Source organism: Pollutimonas bauzanensis, from assembly GCF_040393045.1.
Taxonomy (GTDB): Bacteria; Pseudomonadota; Gammaproteobacteria; order Burkholderiales; family Burkholderiaceae_B; genus Pollutimonas; species Pollutimonas bauzanensis_A.
Genome location: NZ_JBEBUX010000015.1, coordinates 17,088 through 37,008 on the forward strand (window position 1 = coordinate 17,088; position 19,921 = coordinate 37,008).

The 19,921-nt window shown below is 54.8% G+C and carries 23 protein-coding genes; 15 read left to right on the forward strand and 8 right to left on the reverse strand.

Going from position 1 to position 19,921, the window contains the following annotated elements:
• Positions 1-16: 16 nt before the first annotated feature.
• From ABWO67_RS04130 to ABWO67_RS04140, 3 genes are read left to right on the forward strand one after another with little or no spacing between them, the layout of a single operon-like run.
• Complete coding sequence (locus tag ABWO67_RS04130) at positions 17-859, forward strand: peptidoglycan DD-metalloendopeptidase family protein (protein WP_353147924.1); 843 nt, start codon at positions 17-19, stop codon at positions 857-859.
• Between the two features lie 6 nt (positions 860-865).
• Positions 866-1,546 carry an AzlC family ABC transporter permease gene (locus ABWO67_RS04135; protein WP_353147927.1) on the forward strand — a complete coding sequence of 227 codons (681 nt, stop codon included), beginning with the start codon at positions 866-868 and terminating at the stop codon, positions 1,544-1,546.
• Positions 1,547-1,565: 19 nt separating this feature from the next.
• A complete protein-coding gene (locus ABWO67_RS04140; protein ID WP_353147930.1) occupies positions 1,566-1,919 on the forward strand; it encodes an AzlD domain-containing protein in 354 nt (117 codons plus the stop codon).
• Here the strand turns inward: ABWO67_RS04140 and ABWO67_RS04145 are convergent.
• The 8 genes from ABWO67_RS04145 to ABWO67_RS04180 form a co-directional block, all read right to left on the reverse strand.
• On the reverse strand, positions 1,909-4,176 hold the full coding sequence (locus ABWO67_RS04145) for a RelA/SpoT family protein (protein ID WP_353147933.1): 2,268 nt from the start codon (positions 4,174-4,176) through the stop codon (positions 1,909-1,911). The two genes, ABWO67_RS04140 and ABWO67_RS04145, sit on opposite strands and share 11 nt — an antisense overlap.
• A 19-nt stretch (positions 4,177-4,195) precedes the next feature.
• Entirely contained in the window at positions 4,196-4,399 is a 204-nt protein-coding gene (gene rpoZ, locus ABWO67_RS04150) for a DNA-directed RNA polymerase subunit omega (protein WP_353147936.1), read from the reverse strand.
• A 32-nt stretch (positions 4,400-4,431) separates the two neighbouring features.
• Entirely contained in the window at positions 4,432-5,067 is a 636-nt protein-coding gene (gmk, locus tag ABWO67_RS04155; protein WP_353147939.1) for a guanylate kinase, read from the reverse strand.
• Between the two features lie 72 nt (positions 5,068-5,139).
• Entirely contained in the window at positions 5,140-5,469 is a 330-nt protein-coding gene (locus ABWO67_RS04160) for a hypothetical protein (protein WP_353147942.1), read from the reverse strand.
• Positions 5,456-6,100 carry a class I SAM-dependent methyltransferase gene (locus tag ABWO67_RS04165; protein ID WP_353147944.1) on the reverse strand — a complete coding sequence of 215 codons (645 nt, stop codon included), beginning with the start codon at positions 6,098-6,100 and terminating at the stop codon, positions 5,456-5,458. The genes ABWO67_RS04160 and ABWO67_RS04165 overlap by 14 nt, the downstream gene beginning before the upstream one ends.
• Before the next feature lie 146 nt (positions 6,101-6,246).
• Positions 6,247-7,044: an exodeoxyribonuclease III gene (gene xth, locus ABWO67_RS04170; protein WP_353147947.1), complete on the reverse strand. Its 798-nt coding sequence runs from the start codon at positions 7,042-7,044 to the stop codon at positions 6,247-6,249.
• Between the two features lie 120 nt (positions 7,045-7,164).
• On the reverse strand, positions 7,165-7,674 hold the full coding sequence (locus ABWO67_RS04175; protein WP_353147949.1) for a hypothetical protein: 510 nt from the start codon (positions 7,672-7,674) through the stop codon (positions 7,165-7,167).
• A 154-nt stretch (positions 7,675-7,828) separates the two neighbouring features.
• Positions 7,829-9,316, reverse strand: a complete 1,488-nt coding sequence (locus ABWO67_RS04180) for a sensor domain-containing diguanylate cyclase (protein ID WP_353147952.1) — start codon at positions 9,314-9,316, stop codon at positions 7,829-7,831.
• Between the two features lie 222 nt (positions 9,317-9,538).
• On the opposite strand from ABWO67_RS04180, the gene ABWO67_RS04185 reads away from it, so the two are divergent.
• From ABWO67_RS04185 to ABWO67_RS04240, 12 genes are all read left to right on the forward strand, one after another.
• Positions 9,539-9,682: a hypothetical protein gene (locus ABWO67_RS04185; protein ID WP_353147955.1), complete on the forward strand. Its 144-nt coding sequence runs from the start codon at positions 9,539-9,541 to the stop codon at positions 9,680-9,682.
• 150 nt (positions 9,683-9,832) lie between these two features.
• Positions 9,833-11,014, forward strand: coding sequence for an acetyl-CoA C-acyltransferase family protein (locus tag ABWO67_RS04190; protein WP_353147957.1), 1,182 nt, complete (start codon positions 9,833-9,835; stop codon positions 11,012-11,014).
• On the forward strand, positions 10,989-11,780 hold the full coding sequence (locus tag ABWO67_RS04195; RefSeq protein ID WP_353147959.1) for a class I SAM-dependent methyltransferase: 792 nt from the start codon (positions 10,989-10,991) through the stop codon (positions 11,778-11,780). The genes ABWO67_RS04190 and ABWO67_RS04195 overlap by 26 nt, the downstream gene beginning before the upstream one ends.
• A gap of 148 nt (positions 11,781-11,928) precedes the next feature.
• Positions 11,929-12,897: an ABC transporter substrate-binding protein gene (locus tag ABWO67_RS04200; protein WP_502929960.1), complete on the forward strand. Its 969-nt coding sequence runs from the start codon at positions 11,929-11,931 to the stop codon at positions 12,895-12,897.
• Between the two features lie 79 nt (positions 12,898-12,976).
• Positions 12,977-13,870, forward strand: a complete 894-nt coding sequence (locus ABWO67_RS04205; protein ID WP_353147962.1) for an ABC transporter permease — start codon at positions 12,977-12,979, stop codon at positions 13,868-13,870.
• Position 13,871: 1 nt separating this feature from the next.
• Positions 13,872-14,666, forward strand: coding sequence for an ABC transporter ATP-binding protein (locus ABWO67_RS04210; protein WP_353147964.1), 795 nt, complete (start codon positions 13,872-13,874; stop codon positions 14,664-14,666).
• Positions 14,667-14,723: 57 nt separating this feature from the next.
• Positions 14,724-15,488, forward strand: coding sequence for an endonuclease/exonuclease/phosphatase family protein (locus ABWO67_RS04215; protein ID WP_353147967.1), 765 nt, complete (start codon positions 14,724-14,726; stop codon positions 15,486-15,488).
• Positions 15,485-16,702, forward strand: a complete 1,218-nt coding sequence (gene clsB, locus ABWO67_RS04220) for a cardiolipin synthase ClsB (protein WP_353147970.1) — start codon at positions 15,485-15,487, stop codon at positions 16,700-16,702. Before ABWO67_RS04215 ends, clsB begins: the two co-directional genes overlap by 4 nt.
• Positions 16,699-17,682 (forward strand): lysylphosphatidylglycerol synthase domain-containing protein, encoded by a 984-nt coding sequence (locus ABWO67_RS04225; RefSeq protein ID WP_353147973.1) that lies wholly within the window; start codon positions 16,699-16,701, stop codon positions 17,680-17,682. The genes clsB and ABWO67_RS04225 overlap by 4 nt, the downstream gene beginning before the upstream one ends.
• A gap of 43 nt (positions 17,683-17,725) precedes the next feature.
• A complete protein-coding gene (locus tag ABWO67_RS04230; RefSeq protein WP_353147976.1) occupies positions 17,726-18,304 on the forward strand; it encodes a hypothetical protein in 579 nt (192 codons plus the stop codon).
• Between the two features lie 9 nt (positions 18,305-18,313).
• Positions 18,314-18,463, forward strand: coding sequence for a hypothetical protein (locus tag ABWO67_RS04235; RefSeq protein ID WP_353147979.1), 150 nt, complete (start codon positions 18,314-18,316; stop codon positions 18,461-18,463).
• Positions 18,464-18,652: 189 nt separating this feature from the next.
• Entirely contained in the window at positions 18,653-19,903 is a 1,251-nt protein-coding gene (locus ABWO67_RS04240) for an efflux RND transporter periplasmic adaptor subunit (protein ID WP_353147982.1), read from the forward strand.
• Positions 19,904-19,921 lie beyond the last annotated feature (18 nt).

Consider the following 19,921-nt stretch of genomic DNA (forward strand, 5'->3'; position numbering starts at 1 on the left):
GAAAAGAGAGTTTTCCATGCGAATATTCGCACCATTAATGTGTGTTGCGGTACTGACCTGGCCGGCTGCGGCTACTGCCCAGGGCTATATAAGCCGTTTGTTGAATAAGCCAGTGCCGGGCGGTGTGGCGGTGGTCGCTTTGGGCCAGGCGCCGCAAGCGCCTCGGGCGTTTCTTGACGATAACAGGGTCATGGTGCTGCGTGATAGCGATCAGCAATGGATAGCCGTGGTGGGCATAGACCTTAAGACACCCAAAGGAAAGCAAACCTTGACGGTGCAAGATGCAACGGGGTCGCGCCAGACAGGGTTCAATGTAGGTAGTAAAGACTACAAGGCTCAGCACATTACCTTGAAGAATAAAAGCCAGGTCAATCCAGATCCCGAGCAAACGCGTCGTTTCGAACGTGAATACAAAGAGCAGATCCAGGCATACAGCCAATATCGAGAAGTGATCCCCAGCAATGTGTCGCTGGATAAACCGGTAAATGGCCGTTTATCCAGCCCATTCGGGCTGCGTCGTTTTTTTAATGGCGAAGAACGCAATGCGCATTCAGGCCTTGATTTTGCGGTTCCGCAAGGTACGCCGATAAAGGCGCCTGCCGATGGTGTGGTTACTATCGTGGCCGATTATTTTTTCAATGGCAAAACAGTCTTCGTGGATCACGGCCAAGGTTTTATCAGTATGTACTGTCATTTATCGGAATTCATGGTCAAGAAAGGCGATGAGGTAAAGCGGGGCCAGGTCATTGCCAAAGTTGGGGCGACAGGCCGTGCAACCGGGCCGCACCTGCACTGGAATATTAGTCTGAACAATGCACGTGTCGACCCCGCCATTTTTATCAACGCCTTCAAACCTTGATGCAGTATGCGCACTCCTTTTCTTCGAGGCCTGTTCGATAGCTTGTCTATAGCAGTCGGCTATGTGCCGGTAGCGATTTCGTTCGGTTTGGCAGCGGTCTATGCCGATATCTCACCGTGGCTCGCTGTTTTGGTGTCAATACTGGTCTATGCGGGGGCCAGCCAGTTCATCCTTGTCAGTCTCATGGCGAGTGGGGGCTCTGCCCTAAGCATCGTGGGCATTGTATTGCTGATGAACTTGCGGCACTTGTTTTATGGCCCGGCTTTGATTGGCAAGCTAGGTCCGCGGCAGCGACGTTTGCCCATGTTTGTGTTGGCGGCAGGTCTGACAGACGAGGTGTTTGCGACTTCTATCAGCAAACTGGCTCGGCAACCAGCCGCTGAGCGTGAGCCGTGGTACGTCGGTTTACAGTTGGGTGCTTACCTTTCCTGGGTGGGAGGCACAGCGATCGGCGCTTTTTTCGGGCATGACTGGGTGCAGGGGTCGCCAATTTTATTGCAGACACTGGGGTTTGTATTGCCCGCGCTTTTCTTTGCATTATTACTGGAGATTCGGCAGATTGTGCCTGGGTATGTGTTGGCGGGAGCTTGCGTGGCTACTTTGCTAAGCCTTGTCGCATTACCCGCTTACGGCGCTATTGTCGTAGGCATGCTGGTTGGTGCATTGTTGGGCGGTCGTAAGGCTTAAAGGCAAAGAATCAAAGAAAATGACAAATTCAACATTATTGTGGGTAATCGCCTTAAGCGGCGCTGGGACATTTCTTATTCGTCTCCTGCCTATGCTGTGGCAGGAAAAAGGTGTGAAAAGCGCCTGGAGCCGTGGCGGCCTTCGCAATGCCCTGGATGCAATTGGCCCTTCGGCGATTGTCGCATTGCTGGTGGTGTCGTTCTGGGGCATGCTTGCTCCCAGCCCCTCGCTACACAATGGCTTGCCAATTGTTATTGGGCTGGCAGGCGTCGTGCTGGGTAAAAGACTGCTGGGAACTATTGCGTGGGCGACACTAAGCGGTGTCCTGGCTTACGGCCTGACCTTATGGGGGCTGACGCTTGTCAGCCTTTAAGGCGCACTATTTTTTGAACCTGCGGCACGTGGCGAATGGCACGTATGACTTGCGCCAGGTGCTTGCGGCTATCAACCTGTACGGTCAAATGTAATAGGCCGGTGGATGCGGCGTCATCCTGCATCGTAAGGTGCATGATGTTTGAATCTGCTTCAGTAATCTCTGCCGCCAACCGGCCCAGCACGCCACGCTCGTTGACAACGGTAACATCCAGCCGTGTCGACAAGTGTCTTGCCGTGTTGCTGTCCCAGAGAACAGGAATCCAGCGTTCCGGCTCGCGGGCGCGTTGGCGCTGCGCCACGGCGCATTCTTCCATGTGCACGACAAGACCATGCCCCAGGCGAATACCGCCAATGATGGCGTCACCTGGCAGCGGACCGCAGCACGGGGCCAACTGCACCGCCTGGCCTTCATTGCCGTGAATCAGAATAGGGGCGCTGGTGGCAGACGCAATTTCATCGAATGCTGCAGCCGTCGTAGCCAGCAGCGCATTCTCGGGCGCGAAACGACGAGCCACTACCGCTGCCAAGCGCTTGCCCAGGCCTATATCGGCCAGGATTTCTTCGCGAGTGGCGGCGCCGGAGCTTTTGGCCAATTTTTCCCAGTCAGGGTCGTCATCGGCCGGATGCGGCAGGTGGAGCTGGTCGAAAGCCTGGTTCAACAAGCGCTGGCCGAAGGCCACGGATTCTTCCAGCTTTACCGTACGCAAGTAATGCCGGATTTCAGAACGAGCCCGGCCTGTGCGCACATAATTGAGCCACTGGGCGCTTGGCCGCGACGCCGGCGAAGTAATGATTTCAACAGAGTCGCCGCTTTTGAGTTCGGTGCGCAGTGGCGCGAACTCGCCATTGATTTTGGAGGCGACTGCCTGATTGCCGATATCGGTGTGGATGGTATAGGCAAAATCCACCGGCGTTGCGCCTTTGGGCAGCGACAATATCTTGCCCTGCGGCGTGAAAACATAAACGGCATCGGGGAAAAGGTCGACCTTTACGTGTTCCAGAAACTCGCCTGAGTCGCCCGTCTGGCTCTGGATGTCCAATAAGGACTGTAGCCATTGGTGGGTGCGTTTCTGCAAGTCGTTAAGCGTAACGTTTTCTTCCTTGTACAGCCAATGCGACGCCACGCCTTCTTCGGCTACGTGATCCATATCGCGTGTGCGAAACTGGAATTCTACGGGGGTGCCGTAAGGGCCCACCAGCGTGGTGTGCAGTGACTGGTAGCCATTAAGCTTGGGGATGGCAATATAGTCTTTGAACTTGCCCGGCACCGGACGATACAGTTGGTGCAGGGTGCCCAACGCCAGATAGCATTCGGGCAGCGTGTGGACTATGACCCGGAACCCGTAGATATCAAGTACTTCTGAAAATGACTTTTTCTGTTCGGTCATTTTCGTATAAATGCTGTAGAGCGATTTTTCGCGGCCACTGACTTCGGCTTCGATCCCCGCGGCGGGGAGTGCAACACGCACGGAGTCGGATATTTTTCCCAGCACTTCACGCCGATTGCCGCGTGCAGCCAGCATGGCCTTGTGCAATACTTGGTAGCGGTTAGGGTGTATCGCCTGGAAGCACAGATCTTGCAGTTCCCGGAAGAGGGCATTGAGACCCAGGCGATGTGCAATAGGGGTGTAGATTTCTAGCGTTTCGCGAGCAATGCGGCGCCGCTTTTCGGGGCTGACAGCGTCCAGCGTGCGCATATTGTGCAGGCGATCGGCCAGCTTGATAAGAATGACGCGTACGTCGCGCGCCATGGCCAGCAGCATCTTGCGAAAGCTTTCTGCTTGCTGTTCGGCTTTGGTGGCGAATTCCAGGCGGTCTAGCTTGGACAAGCCGTCTACGATTTCCGAGACGTCGGCGCCGAATTTTTCGGCCAGTTCTTGCTTCGAGACGTCCTGGTCTTCAATGACGTCATGCAACAGGGCGGCCATCAGGGAGTCTGCATCGAGCTTCCAGCCAGCGCAGATCTCTGTTACCGCGATAGGATGAGAAATGTAGGGTTCGCCGCTGGCCCGGAATTGCCCCAGATGAGCCTGGTCGGCAAACCGATAGGCTTCTTTGACACGTTCTATGTCTTTGGAACTGAGGTAATGGCTGAGGACCTTGGTAAGCGGCGCAAGCGAAGCAATGGTGTTGGGCGGAGTATCGGCGTTTGGAACCGTTGTCGTCTTCCTGGGCTTGCCCCGGCGCAGTCGCGAACCCTTCTTGAGGACAGCGAGAAGCCCGGAGGAAGCACCACGAAGACTAGTAAACGCCATGAGCCTCGCCCCGTGAAATTCAGGTTGGGACTTTACGCAGCATTTCGATACCGGTAACGCCAGCGGCGATTTCGCGTAATGCTGTTACGGTGGGCTTGTCTTTGCTGTCCAGGCGCGGCTCGTGGCCTTGCGCTAGTTCACGCGCGCGATAAGTGGCGGCCAAGGTCAAGTTAAAGCGATTGGGGATTTTTTCCAGGCAGTCTTCGACAGTAATGCGGGCCATGGTTAACCTATATACAAAGAGTTTGGGGAGTGTCAGGCAAGCGTTTTGCTAATGCCTAACTGTGAAAAAAGATCGGCATTGCGTACTGCTTGGGTGCCATAGCGCAAGCGAGTTGCCGCAACAATTTGACCCAGCTGTAGCAATGCCGTGCTAAATTCTTGATTAATAATAACATATTGGCACTCTGACGCGTGCGACATTTCCCCGCCCGCAGCCAGAAGCCGACGAGAAATAACCTGTGGCGCGTCTTGGCCGCGCTGGGTCAAGCGGGACTCGAGCGCCTCAATCGACGGCGGAAGAATGAAAATTCCGACAGCTAAAGGAAAATGCTCACGAACCTGGCGTGCCCCTTGCCAATCGATTTCCAGGAGAACGTCGTGGCCTTGCTGCAAAGCCTCGTCAATCCGGTCTCGCGGTGTACCGTAGAAATTGCCATGCACTTCAGCCCACTCGAGCAGGGCATTCTGGTCGCGCAAGGCCAGGAATTCCTCAGTACTGAGAAAGCGATAGTGTTTGTCGGCCTGTTCGCCGGGGCGTGGTGCGCGAGTGGTGCAGGAAATGGACAGCACCAGGCTGGGGTCATCGGCCAACAAGGCATTGACCAGGCTGGATTTACCGGCCCCGCTAGGCGCCACTACCATGAATATATTGCCGGAAGAAGACGACATGATTATTGATCAGTAACAATTAAGACACGCAAGGATAGCAAATCCTTGGGAGTTTGGCGCGGAACCCGCCGCTTAGCTTACGTTGTCAGCGGGGACTTGCCCCAATTCTTCGAGGGCGTCTGAATAGGTTTGTTGGGTGCCGCATAGAAATACAGCCGCGTCGCCAGGGTTCATGTTGAACGTGATGTCCTGAATTTGTTCGCGGACTTCATCGGGACTGCCTATTGCCGCGACGTGCAAGTCGCTGTCTTCTTCGAATTGTTCCCTGGGTACGAAGTCGGCTACCAGGTTGATGTCGGGAGGGCTAATGACAACATAGGCGCGAAATTGGAGATCTTCGATTGTAACGTCCAGCACAAGGCCGTGTTTGAGTGTTTCAACGATATGACTAAGGGCATTCATGGGAAGGGTGTGTGAGCTTGGCTTGCGTAAACGAAAAGGTGGTGATATTTGCCGGCGGCAAATTTGCCCAGACAACTTTTGATTCTGTCTGGCGCGCTTTCAAGTGCGCACGCCACTTGGGCAAACGCAGATTGTACGTGAATTGAATTGCCACGCCGCCGTCTTGCAGCAGCAGTTGCCACTGTTGCAAGATGGCTCGGGTAATGGGCTCAGGTAACGAGCACAATGGAAGGCTGGACACGATGGCCCTGATTTTCATGCCGGGCGGAAGCAGCAAGCTCAAATCGGCCGCATTGCCGTGAATAACGTCAATATGAGGAAAGCGTTGGCGCAGCCGTTGTACAAACGGACTGGAAAATTCGACCACCTTGAGACGGTCGGGGGCTACGCCATGGTCGAGCAGGGCGCGGGTGATGACGCCTGTTCCACCTCCCAGCTCAATTATCAAGCCATCATCCGATACCGGGACTTGACGGGCCATCTGGCGTGCCAGATACCGGGAACTAGGGCATATAGCGCCAATCGCCCCGGGCCGGTTATAAAGTTCCTGAAAAAACACGCCCGGGGCAATGTTTTTCAGATATTCGGAAACGCGCCGCGCCCGGCCCAAGCTAATACCACGAAGCATCATATGACCTGTGTTGTCCTAGTTTCGTTACATTAACAGGGGACGAAGCAAAGTCAATGTCGAAATGTTAATGGCGATACCACGTTGAAACAGTATGAGCTTGGCGGTTGGTGAACAATGGGCCTTATTTTGCGTGGCAAGACACAGCGTTAAGCTTGCACGAGGGCCTTAAAGTCCAGCGTTGCAATGACGGGAGCATGGTCTGAAGGTTGCTCGTTGGCCCGTGGCGCCTTGTCTATGACGCAGGCGGCGCAATAAGGCCGCAGCGCTTCCGAAAGCAGGACGTGGTCTATACGCAGTCCGGCATTACGGCGAAATGCAAAGCGGCGGTAGTCCCACCAGGTAAAGGATTTTTCTTCTTGCTCAAACTGGCGAAATGCGTCGGTAAAGCCCAGGTCAAGCAGGGCATCAAATGCTTTGCGCTCCGGTTCCGAAACCAGAACATCCCCAACCCACTTCAGTGGATCATGCACGTCCTCATCTTTAGGAGCAACGTTGTAGTCGCCCAGAATGGCCAGTCGAGGATAGCGTTCAAGTTCATCGCGCAGCCAGGACTGCAAAGCGTCGAACCATTTGAGTTTGTATTGGTATTTGTCGCTATCCAGCGACTGGCCGTTCGGGCAATACGCACTGATCACGCGTATATCGCCTATGGGACTGGCCAGGGTTGTCGCGATAATGCGCTGTTGGTGGTCTTCGTAGGCTGGCAGGTTGCGTTGTATGTCGGTTGCAGCCGTGCTGGTAATGACGGCAACCCCATTGTAGGTTTTTTGACCAGCCCAACTTGCGTGGTAGCCAATCTCGGTAAAGGCGTCCAGCGGAAATTTTTCGTCCGCCAACTTGAGCTCTTGCAGGCATAACGCATCGACAGGATTGGCGGCGAGCCAGTCGAGCACTTGGGGTAGGCGGACTTTAAGAGAATTGATATTCCAGGTGGCTAATTTCATGATTTTTATAACTTATTGAGAACTTACGCAGACCCGGAAGGATACCATTAGTGACCTGTCGACATTGCCGATCAGGCAGTGTCGACAGCGTAAGGAAAGGTGGGAGGGCTTTCTTCTTGTTTAGTGGGTGACCGGTTTCATGTCTGGGCGATGCCGGGGATGCCGTTTAGGCTTTTTTCCGGGAAAGGCATACACAGCGCGGCTAACTGGCATATGCACGCGGGTGCGAGCTGAGGTCGATGTCGCGTGATCGCTTGGCGCCTCTGCGGCTTTATGCAGTTCGGGGATGTATTGCCGGTTCTGGCCCAGGCCTAAGCCGGTTTCGGCGTCGGTGGCATCATCGACTTCGTCAACCGTTGGCGAGCAAAGCGTCAGAATGCCAAAGACGACAAGAATCCAGAATATCAAGGTTAACGTAACAGAGAGCAGGCCGTTCAGGCTGCCATAACCAGCCGCTTGCGAGGCATGGATATGAAAGGCGGAAGACACATAGGGGATATTGCCCAGGCCCTCGACAATTAAATTGCCTGGCAAGTAGTAGAAAAACTTGACCGCCGCCCATAGCTCGGCGGGGCTATAGCTGCCATCGCGATTGAAATCGACAACCAGCTTCAGCGATTGGATGTTCATGGCGGCTCCTTGTAAGAAGCTGACACAGCCGTTGCAGCTATGCCAAGTCAGCTTTGAACCCAGTGTTGCGTAATACGCTTATCACTAATCTAGCATCTAGTAACACTATATATCTTGCCATGAATTTATTCAAGATCTTGCAAATCGTCCAGCGTTAGGCACGGCGTCGATCCGCGCCGCTGGACGCACGGTATTTCCGTTTGTCTTCATACATTGCCAGGTCAGCCTCGCGCAAGGTGGCATGCAAGTTGCTTATGTCGTAACACGTGGCGCTGCCAATAGACAGATGGAGCTGCGGCCCCGTATAAAACTGATTGTTCAGTTCAACTAGCTGCCGAATATTATCAATAACTAGCGCGCCTTGCTGTTCGTCGGTGCCAGGCAGCAAAACCGCGAATTCGTCACCGCCGATGCGGGCGGCGCGGAACGATTTTTCAATGGCCTTGGACAGCACTTCTCCGGTGCGCCGTAGCAGGGAATCGCCTGCGGCATGACCCTGGGTGTCGTTAATGATTTTCAGATTATTCAGGTCGACGATAATTACCGTAATAGGGGGGATGCCTTTCCTTTCCAGGCGCTTAATTTCATCGACATAGAAAGAACGGTTCTTCAGGGTCGTCAAGACGTCATGAGTGCCCAGGTATTCAAGATAGGCCTCGGCTTTCTTGCGTGCAGTAATGTCGGTCAGCGCCAGCAAGACCAGTCCCCAATCGTCTTCATAGCCAGGAAAAACGGACAGCTGCAGGTGAATATTCAAAGTGCTGCCGTCCAGGGCGTAATTAACAACCTCGCGCTGGTGAAACAGCCGTCCTTCCCAAAGATCAATCAGCTGTGCATGAAAGCTCGTTAATGTTCGGTCGCGGAATATCTCGGGCAGTCGGGTCAGCAGTTCGGCCTTGTCGGCTGCTTTGAACATTTTGATGGTATATCCATTCACGTCCAGCACCTGGATTTCACTCATGCAGCGCTCGACGAATTCAGGATGCACGTCCATGAAAGTGCGAAAGTCGGTGATGCCTTGCATGCGCAAATCGTCAAGCAAATTCTTAATGCTGCGGAAGTCTTCCACCCACAATGAAACAGGCGCCTGCTCAAAAACACCGCGGGCGTATTGTTCGCTGGCATTTTGCCTTTGTCGCGCCTGTTCGAGCTCTGTGATGTCTTCGACGGTAACCAGGACTCGATCCCAGGGCGATGCGCTGTCCTGAAGCAGGGCTCCTTTCAGCAGGATATCAATTCGACGGCCCGTCAGTGTGTAATTGACGGTCTTGCTTTGAAATGTTGTCTCGCCCGCCCATAGTTGTTCCAGCTCATCAAGGTGACTATTGAACATGTCATCGCGCAGCACTTCATCTAGCCGGGTCGTCAAATCGTCCTGCGTAGCGGCTTCGTAAAGCGCCAGCGTTTCATGGTTGACGCGCAATACCTTGATGCTGGCGGAGCAGGCGGCAACTTGTTGCGGATCGGCCTGAAGAAAGCTGCGTAAATCGGTTACGCCATCAGCTCGCCAGGCATCGAACAACTTGCGAAGGCCACTGTAATCTTCCAGCCATAAAGAACACGGAGCCAGATCGAAAAAGTCAGGCGTATGCGGGTTGAGAGAAGAGGCTTCGTTTGTATTGATGATACCTGCGGCTGGCATAGGAATGGATGGCTTTAAAGAAGAAGGCGATGAGATAGTACGTTAGGAGCTATGGCGTATGCAAAGTGAATATGCCTTATTTAGGGCTATTTTGTTCGCGTGTTTTCTGTGGATTTTAGTCTAAGTCTTTGAGCTGATTGGCTTTATTTTGGAAAGTAGGGTATCCTAGTAGAGTACAGGGGCGCGGGGTGCGCCCCTTGTAATGCATAAAGGAGCGCTAGCATGGCAACAAAACCGACTCAAAAAAAGCAACCTTTTGTAATTGAACCCCTTAACTGGGTAGCGCCTGACGTCGACCGCGACGAATCGGCAAAACGCACCGAAGATGCAAAGCAACCTGTTCCTGCCAAAGAATCGCGCAGCTAGGTTTTAAGCAGCATCCGGATGACGAACGGTAGGAACTTAGTTCCTGCCGTTTTTTTTATACACGGCTTCTATACGTTGATGCACGAACGGCATCGGCACGGTTAATATTCAATATCGAACTCTTACTATCCAGCATTCAGGAGAGCAGTCATGGAAGAAGTTGTTGTTGTCGGAGCATGTCGCACAGCCATAGGCGATTTTGGCGGAGGCCTCAAAGATGTGCCTCCTTGTGACTTGGGCGCCGCTGTCATACGCGCTGTACTAGACCGCAGCAATGTGCCTGCTGCCGATGTCGGGCATGTCGTATTCGGGCACGTCATCAATACTGAAGCCCGGGACATGTATTTGTCGCGGGTGGCCGCCATCAATGCGGGCATTGGCCAGTCAACCCCGGCGTTCAACGTCAATCGTTTGTGCGGGTCCGGACTGCAAGCGATCATTTCTGCGGCCCAGGCGCTCAAACTTGGCGACGCCGAAATCGCGATTGGCGGCGGCGCTGAAAGCATGAGCCGTGCGCCTTATATTGTTCCGTCCCAGCGTTGGGGCGCACGCATGGGCGACAGCGCCATGCTGGACATGATGACCGGCGCGTTGTCAGATCCATTCGAAAAAATTCATATGGGCGTAACTGCCGAAAACGTGGCCGGCAAATACGCGATTTCGCGCGAAGAGCAGGACGCTTTGGCCTTGTCTTCTCACCAGCGCGCCGAGGCGGCCATTGCCCAGGGATACTTCAAGGAACAAATCGTTCCCATCGTCCGCAAGACGCGCAAGGGCGAGGTAGTCTTCGATACCGACGAACATGTGCGCCTGGGTGCCACGCTTGAAGATTTTTCCACGCTCAAGCCTGTTTTCGTCAAAGAAAATGGCACCGTTACGGCTGGTAACGCATCGGGCCTGAATGACGGCGCAGGCGCGGTACTGCTTATGACGGCCAAGGCCGCGCAAGCCCGGGGAATAAAGCCTATGGCCAGACTGGTTGCATATGGCCATGCCGGTGTCGATCCCAAGTACATGGGCATAGGGCCGGTGCCTGCCACCCGTATCGCGCTTGAAAAGGCCGGGATTACTATTGATCAGCTCGATGTCATCGAAGCCAATGAAGCGTTTGCCGCTCAGGCTTGTGCCGTCAGCAAAGAATTAGGGCTAGATGGCAAAAAAGTGAACCCAAATGGCAGCGGCATTGGCCTGGGACATCCCATCGGTGCTACCGGGGCGATCATAACGGTCAAGGCATTGCACGAGCTTGAACGCATTCAGGGTCGTTATGCGCTGGTGACAATGTGCATAGGAGGCGGGCAAGGCATTGCAGCCATTTTCGAACGTGTTTGAAGAAGTGCAGCCCTGGGAAAACGACGAGCCCACGTTATCTGAACTTGGCGGTATCCGGTACCTGCACTTTGGTACCGAATGGGTGCAGGGCGCCATGCGCGTCCGTAAGCCAGAGCAACTAGTCCTGGCCTACACCCAGCAAATGATGGCGTGGCTGCTGTTTCTAGAGCCGACCAAAAGCGATGCGGTTGGCATCATGGGCCTGGGGGCGGGCTCGCTGTTGCGCTACACACTCAAGTACACGTCGGCATCGGTGGAGACTTCAGAATGGAATCCACAGGTTACCGCCATGTGCCGGGCTTATTTCCGCTTGCCTGATTCGCCACGCTCCTTTATCGATCACTCCGATGCCGCCGTCTGGGTCGAAGAGCGCCGTAATATTGGCCGCTATATGGCCCTGATGGTTGATTTGTACGATGCGGGGGCCCAGGGGCCGGTGCGCGACTCCCTTGAGTTTTACCAGGGCTGCTACCGTGCATTGGCTGACGTCGGGATCATGACCGTTAATCTATTTGGCGATCATGCCAGTTTTGCGCCCAATCTTGAAAACATTCACAAGGCATTCAAGGGCCGGATGCTGGAATTGCCTGAAATAGACGCGGGTAATCGGGTGGTGCTGGCCTTCAAAGGCCCAGTGCTGGATATTTCCACTCGGGATTTGCTGGAACGCGCCGATAGGGTGGAAGCGGCATACGGACTGCCCGCAACCCGATGGGCGAAGGCGCTCCTGGCCGGGCGGTATGCTGCAGGCACTATGATTGTCTAGCCATATGCGGCTGGCATCCCTGCACACAGCAAGTGACCCAAATGTGCAGGGATATCCCTTCAAGACAATTCCCGCTTTAACGAGTTAGACTAACGGCCATCCGCGACACGCAACCAGATGGTCGTTAATAATACGTTAAGGAGCTCCCATGAAGTTTAGCAAGTCTGCCAAATTGGCCTTTGGCGCCCTGGCGGTGGCCGGCGCATTCATGCACACGTCGGTATTTGCCCAATCTGTTGCCGTGACATCGATTGTCGAGCACCCAGCACTTGATGCAATTAAAGATGGCGTCCAGGAATCCCTGACCAAGGCCGGTTATACCGAAGCCAAAGGGCTTAAATGGCAATTCCAGACCGCGCAAGGCAATACTGCCATCGCGGCCCAAATAGCGCGCAAGTTCGTCGGCGACAAGCCCGACGTCATCGTGGCTATTGCGACCCCGTCTGCCCAGGCAGTTGTGGCGGCCACTAAAACCATACCCGTAGTTTATTCGGCGGTCACCGACCCAGTCGCCGCTCAGTTGGTCAAATCCATGGAACCTTCCGGCACGAATGTCACCGGCGTATCCGACAGTCTGGCGCTCGAGAAACAAGTCGAGCTCATCAAGAAAGTCGTGCCCGACGCCAAACGGGTTGGCATAGTCTATAACCCGGGCGAGGCCAATTCGGTCGTGGTGGTAAAGCAACTGCGCGAGCTCTTGCCCAAATCCGGCCTGTCGCTGGTCGAGGCAACCGCAGCGCGCACGGTTGATGTCGGCGCAGCGGCGCGCAGCCTGGTGGGCAAGGTCGATGTCATTTACACCAACACCGATAACAACGTCGTGTCCGCCTACGAGGCCCTGGTCAAAGTTGGAAACGATGCCAAGATTCCATTGATCGCCTCTGATACCGACAGTGTCGGGCGCGGCGCTATCGCGGCGCTGGGTGTCAACTATCACAACCTCGGCCTGCAAACCGGCAACCTGGTCATCAAAATATTGAAGGGTCAGCCGGCTGGCGAACTAGCGTCCGAAACCAGCGATAAGCTGGAACTATACGTCAACCGGACAGCAGCCAAGAAGCAGGGCGTCACCCTGACCGACGCGTTCATTAAATCCGCAACCAAGGTTGTCGATTAAAATACTCGCGTTGATGATAAAACAGGTGGGTTGTCGAAAACAGCCCACCTGTTTATTTTTTGCTTATTCTGGCTAGAACATGTCACTTTATTCTTTGTGGGGCGCCCTCGAAATCGGCCTGATCTTCGGGCTGGTTGCACTTGGCGTGCTTATTTCATTCCGAATGCTCAGGTTCCCGGACCTTACGGTAGATGGAAGCTTTCCGCTAGGCGGCGCCACGGCAGCTACGTTGATCAGTGCGGGGATGGACCCGTTCACGTCGACCTTGATAGCTACTTTTGCCGGGGCGATCGCTGGAATGATCACTGGCTGGTTGAATGTGAAGTTGAAGATCATGGATCTGCTCGCCAGCATCCTGATGATGATCGCTTTATATTCGATCAACCTGCGAGTGATGGGCAGGCCTAACGTGCCGCTCATTTCGGAACCCACTGTCTTCACCTTGCTGCAGCCAGAGGGTATCAGCGACTATATCGCGCGTCCGCTGATGCTGCTGGTCCTGCTTATTGCAATCAAGTTTCTTCTGGACTGGTTTTTTTCCACGAAAACCGGCCTGGCCATGAGGGCGACTGGGTCCAACCCGCGCATGGCCCGTTCGCAAGGGGTGGCCACTGGCAGCATGTTGCTCGCAGGCATGGCAATTTCAAACGCGTTGTGCGCCTTGGCGGGTGCATTATTTGCACAGTCACAGGGCGGCGCCGACATCTCCATGGGCATAGGCACCATCGTGATTGGACTGGCCGCCGTGATTGTCGGCGAAAGCATTATGCCGTCACGCAAATTATTCGTCGTAACGCTGGCCGTCATTGTCGGTGCCGTGCTTTATCGTTTCTTTATTGCCTTGGCTCTCAACGCCGACTTTATCGGACTCAAGGCCCAGGACCTGAATCTTGTGACCGCGCTTCTGGTTACCTTTGCTTTGGTGATCCCCTTGATCAAAAAACGCTTGCGCGGCAAGAACGGAGGCCGTTGATATGTTAAGTGCAAAAAACCTGGCCATTACGTTCAATCCCGGTACCGCAATAGAAACCAAAGCCTTGCGTGGCTTGTCGCTGGACATTCCCGCAGGCCAGTTTGTGACCGTCATCGGATCAAACGGGGCCGGCAAGTCAACCTTGCTCAATGCTGTGTCGGGAGACTTGTCGGTCGATAGCGGCGCCATCCTGATCGATAACCAGGACGTGACTCGCCAGCCCGTATGGGAACGCGCCAAACAGGTGGCCCGGGTATTCCAGGATCCCATGGCCGGCACATGCGAAGACCTTACTATCGAAGAAAACATGGCGTTGGCATATAGCCGCGGCAGCAGGCGCGACCTTACCCTTGCAGTAAAGGGCTCAATGCGGGCTGAATTTCGCGAGCGCCTGGCTACGCTGGGTCTGGGTTTGGAAAACCGCCTAAGCGATCGCATCGGCTTGCTGTCTGGCGGTCAACGGCAGGCAGTTAGCCTGCTGATGGCTGCCTTGCGCCCCTCACGGATATTGTTGCTCGACGAACATACGGCCGCGCTGGATCCGCGCACGGCTCAATTCGTGCTTGAGTTGACTACGCGCATCGTTGCTGAAAATCGCCTGACCACAATGATGGTGACTCACAGCATGCGCCAGGCGCTTGATGTTGGCGAGCGCACCGTCATGTTGCACCAGGGAAATGTCGTGCTTGATGTGTCCGGGCCTGAACGCCAGGGGCTGGATGTGCCTGACTTGCTGGTCATGTTCGAGCGCGTGCGCGGTGAGACCATTTCGGATGACGGTTTGTTGCTGGGGTAAAACACCGGCGGCATAGTAGTTGCTGGCAGGGCGTGTATCACGACTTTGCAGGTACCTATGTCCATTGCCGACACTTCCATAACGATAAGAATACTGACCCTGAATGCGCACAAGGGATTTACCTTCTTTAATCGTCGCTTTATTTTGCACGAGCTGCGCGATGCCATACGCGCAACACACGCCGATATCGTTTTTTTGCAAGAAGTATTGGGCGCGCACGAGGTCCACGCCTTGCGCCTCGACGGATGGCCGGAAGTAAGCCAGTACGAATTCCTGGCCGATACTATCTGGAGCGATTTTGCGTACGGGCGCAATGCCGTTTACCCGCAAGGGCATCACGGCAATGCCTTGCTGTCCAAATATCCCATCGTGCACCACGACAATCTTGATATTTCAGTAGGTAAGCACGAAAAAAGGGGCATGCTGCATTGCGTGTTGCGTGTACCAGAGCTCGACACAGACATCCATGTGGTGTGCGTGCATCTGGGCTTGCAGGAAAAGCACCGTAGCAGTCAATTAGCCTGTCTACGTCACTTACTGAAAAGCGACATTCCGCCAGAAGCACCTTTAGTCGTTGCGGGGGATTTCAATGATTGGCGTCAGCAAGGGCAGAAGGCGTTGACCCGTGCCAGTGGATTAAAGGAAGTTTTCGCCGAATCCCTTGGCAAGGTATCACGCACGTTTCCTGCCCGTTTTCCTCTGCTTCGTCTGGACCGTATCTATGTTCGCAATATTGCGCGCTTTGCGCCCATTGCGCTTAAAACACGGCCATGGGTGCATTTATCAGATCATGCGCCGCTTGCCGCCGAGGTGACACTGTGACAGTTACGTGGACATCGGGGAACACGCTTGAACTGCTGGAAAATGGCGAGGATTTTTTTCCGGCTGTCTTCGACGCTATTCGCCAGGCACGGCATAGCGTCATTATCGAGACCTTTATCATTTTCGAAGATAAGGTTGGCAATGAACTTCAGCAGGTGCTCATAGAAGCCGCGACCCGTGGCGTACATATTGAAGTGACTGTGGACGGCTATGGGTCGGCGGACCTTACACCGGGATATATCCAAGCCATGACGTCTGTAGGGATAGGATTTCATCTTTTTGATCCGCGCCCCAGGCGAATGGGCATGCGCACGAACTTGTTCCGTCGCCTGCATCGCAAGATCGTTGTCGTGGACGGTACGCTGGCGTTTGTCGGGGGTATCAATTTTGCCGCAGACCATCTGGCGGACTTTGGGCCGACTGCCAAACAGGACTACGCGATTTCAATCCGGGGGCCATTAGTGGATGACGTTGCACGCCTTGCCCTGGAAGCGCTGACACCCGTGCAACCGCGCATTTCATGGTGGCGACTAGGCAAGCGCGGCACGGCCCAATCCAAGAATAGAGAAGGCGACGACACCCAGGCGGCCCTGGTGTTAAGAGATAACGACAGCCACCAGAACGACATAGAGCTGCACTATCGGGTCGGCATTCGCGCGGCACAGCGCGACATCACCATCGCCAACGCCTATTTTTTCCCCGGTTATCGTTTTCTACGAGATTTGCGCAAGGCGGCGCAAAGGGGAGTGCGTGTGCGCTTGATCCTGCAAGGGGAGCCCGATATGCCCATCGTGCGCACTGCCACAACTATGCTCTACGATTACTTGCTGTCGGCAGGTGTGGAAATCTACGAATATTGCGAACGGCCGCTACACGGAAAAGTCGCTACGGTGGACGGCATATGGTCTACGGTCGGCTCCAGCAACTTGGATCCATTAAGCCTCGCATTGAATCTGGAGGCCAACGTCATGATCCACGATCGTGCGTTCAGCTCACATTTGCAAGAGCGTCTGGATAGCCTGATCACGGATTATTGCCAGCTAATGCAGCGCGCGCCAGTATCGCGGCGAAAGATACAGCGGGTATTCATCGGCGTTTTCATTTTCCATTTTCTGCGGCGCTATCCGGCATGGGCTGGCTGGCTGCCCGCTCGCAAGCCGCTGCTCAAAACGATGTTGCCCGACGTCGAACAAGCAAGCGAAGGTAAACCATGAGCGATTCGCGACAACCGGGTATGCGTGCGTGGTTCAAGCGCCATTGGGCGCTTATTCGCAAAGTACTGATAGGGGCCTTTGTCGTCCTGATATTGACGCTGCTGGGAATGGCCGTCGTTAAGGTGGACTGGAACGAAGTGCTTGAGGCTATGCGCAAATTGCCGAATCAGGCCATATGGATGGCTGCGCTTATCACAGTAGGCAGCTATATCGTTTATAGCAGCTACGAACTATTGGGAAAATGGTACACAGGGCATGGCCTCGCATGGTGGCGGTGCATGATGGTCGGTTTCATCAGCTACGCATTCACAATGAGTATGGGCGCTCCTGTGGGCGGGGTAGGGCTGCGAATGCGCCTCTATGGCAAACAAGGCCTGCAGCAGGGAGAAATCATGCGAGTACTGGGCTTAAGCCTGGTAACGAACTGGATGGGCTATGTTTTGGTGGCCGGTTTTCTATTCGCAGCCGGTGTTGTGCAATTGCCGGAAGAATGGAAATTGGGTATGGGACCTTTCCGCCTGATCGGGGGGCTTATGATGGCGGCTTGTATCGCCTACCTTGGAGTATGCGCATTTTCCTCCCGCCGATCCTGGACGCTATTCGATCATGAGATAGAGTTGCCTCCGATCGGAATGGCGTTGACGCAGATTATTGTGGCCGTGACGAACTGGATGCTTATCGGCCTTGTCATTTATGTGTTGTTGCAACAGCAGATCCCGTATGGGCTGGTGCTGGGAGTTCTGCTCATTAGCGCGATTGCAGGCGCCTTGGCGCATATCCCGGGCGGGCTAGGGGTGATAGAAGCGGTTTTCATTATCCTTCTGGGCGCCGAATTGGGACGCGGGCAGATTTTGGGGGCAATGCTGGTGTATCGCGCTATTTATTATGTATGCCCATTAATTATGGCCGGCACATGGTACTTGGGCACAGAAGTCAAAATGCGAAAACCTGCGCGGCATGCAAATTGCTCGTCAAAATAATCGACGCGGTTCCTCTGGCGCCGCAAGCTTATGAGGAGTAATCATGTCATTGATCATCGCTGCACGTTTTGAAACATTCGCTGCCGCCGAACTTGCCGCTGCTGCGCTCATGCAGGCAGGTGTGACAGAAGATGCTTTGCATACCTTCTTCGTGAATCCTCCGGGCGCCCATGACAGATACCCGTTAGGCGGGGACAGAGCAGCCGATCCGGACTCAGAAGGTGCACCTTACAGCGCAGTGGGCGGCGCAGCCGCTGTTGGCCTGGTTGGCGCATTGGTAGGAGGCGTCATCGCTTTTTCATTCACTGACTCTATGCTTCCGGTAGTCGGTGGCGCTGGCGCCGGGGCTTATATCGGTTCGCTTGCGGGCGCGCTTTATTCATTAGGCAGGGCGCGACCGCGTCGTACGTTAGAGCAGGCTCGAGAAGCCAAAGCTCACGAAGGACGCAAGTCGGGAGTGCTGCTCGCCGTTCATACATCACGTGATCACGAAAAACGCATCGCTGGAATCTTGCGCGACGCGGGCGGACAAGAGGTTGAACGCGCCCAAGGCCGGTGGTTCAACGGGAAATGGGAAGACTTCGACCCGCTCGAGGGGCCTGAGCTGGAAAAAAATATTTAAGCAGAATCGGTGGCGCCCACTCCAATTGATGGGTCGCTCTGGTGCAGTGCCGACGCCGGCGGGGTGGGGTCGCCTGCGCACGCGCTCAATGTACTTACAGCAATTGCGACAATCAGCAGCATCAACATACGAAAAAACGCGGAATGGGCCATGGTGTAATCCTCTATGAAAGATACGCAGATGAATGGAGCAGTCCTGTCCAGCAAGATGCATGCCACTTTCGTGGACTAGAAAAATACCAGGGGGGCAGTGCTTACCCCTATTTCGCTTTATACTCACCCTTTAATAAAAATCACAACGCCAGACATTGCGCATATACAGTGCGCCATGCTGTACAGGAGTTATTGAATGTCGAACCTTCGACTACCTTCCGGGCAACAAGTCCGGATCGTCGTTTTTTCATCGTTATTATTGCTTGCCGCGTGCGGCGACAAATCCCAGCAAGGTGCGCCGGGCGACATGAAAGTACCGGTCAGCGTGGTTACTGTGCAGCCTAAGCCCACTGAAATTCTGGCTCAGCTTCCAGGGCGGGTAGAGGCAATCAAAGATGCGCAGATCCGTGCCCGCGTTACTGGCATTGTGACTGAAATCAATTTCAAGCAGGGCAGCGACGTTACCGACGGCCAATTGCTGTTTACGATAGATCCAGCCCCTTATCGCGCAGTTCGGGCGCAGGCGGCGGCGCAATTGCAGCGTGCGCAGGCTGATGCCAAGAGCGCCCGGCTACTGGCGCAGCGCTATGGCAAGCTGATCAAGGCGAATGCAATTAGCCGACAAGAATTCGACAACGCGACCGCAGCAGCCGGCCAGGCCGATGCCAATGTGGCCGCAGCCAAAGCGACGCTCCAGTCGGCTGACATTGACTTGGGCTATACCAAGGTCGTATCCCCCATTACAGGCCGGATCGGGAAGTCGTTGGTTACTGAAGGGGCTCTGGTCAGCGCCACCGAAGCAACACAATTGGCAACCGTGCAGCAGCTTGATCGTGTTTATGTCGACCTCACCCGTTCCACTACAGAACTTGCTCAATTGCGCCGGGCATTGGCCAGCGGTGTCCTGGAACAGACAGCCGATGGCGAAGCCAAAGCGCAAGTGATCCTGGAAGATGGATCCAATTACGATACGGAGGGCAAACTATTGTTTTCCGGCGTAACAGTCGACCCGACGACGGGCCAGGTCAATTTGCGCGCTGAATTCCCCAACCCGGATCAAATTCTGTTGCCAGGTATGTATGTACGGGTGCGCCTGCAACAGGGCATCGACGAGAAAGCATTGCTGGTTCCGCAACAGGCGGTGCAGCGTACCGCTGATGGTCTCAGCAGCCTTATGCTGGTAAAAGATGGCAAGGTTCATGTGTCGCCGGTTTCGCTCGGCTCGGGTGTTGATGGTAAGTGGATCATCACCAAAGGCTTGAGCGCTGGCGACGTGGTCATCGTCGAGGGCTTCCAGAAAATACGGCCTGGCGCGGCAGTACAACCCATCCCCTGGCAAGAGCACGCCGCGGGCGATAAGCCAGCCTCATCGGCAGATGAAAAAGCCGAATCGGCGGAGAAGCCAGCAGACAAGGCGACTTCGCCCGAGCCAGCGGCCAAGAGCTGAAAAATCACTTATGCAGGC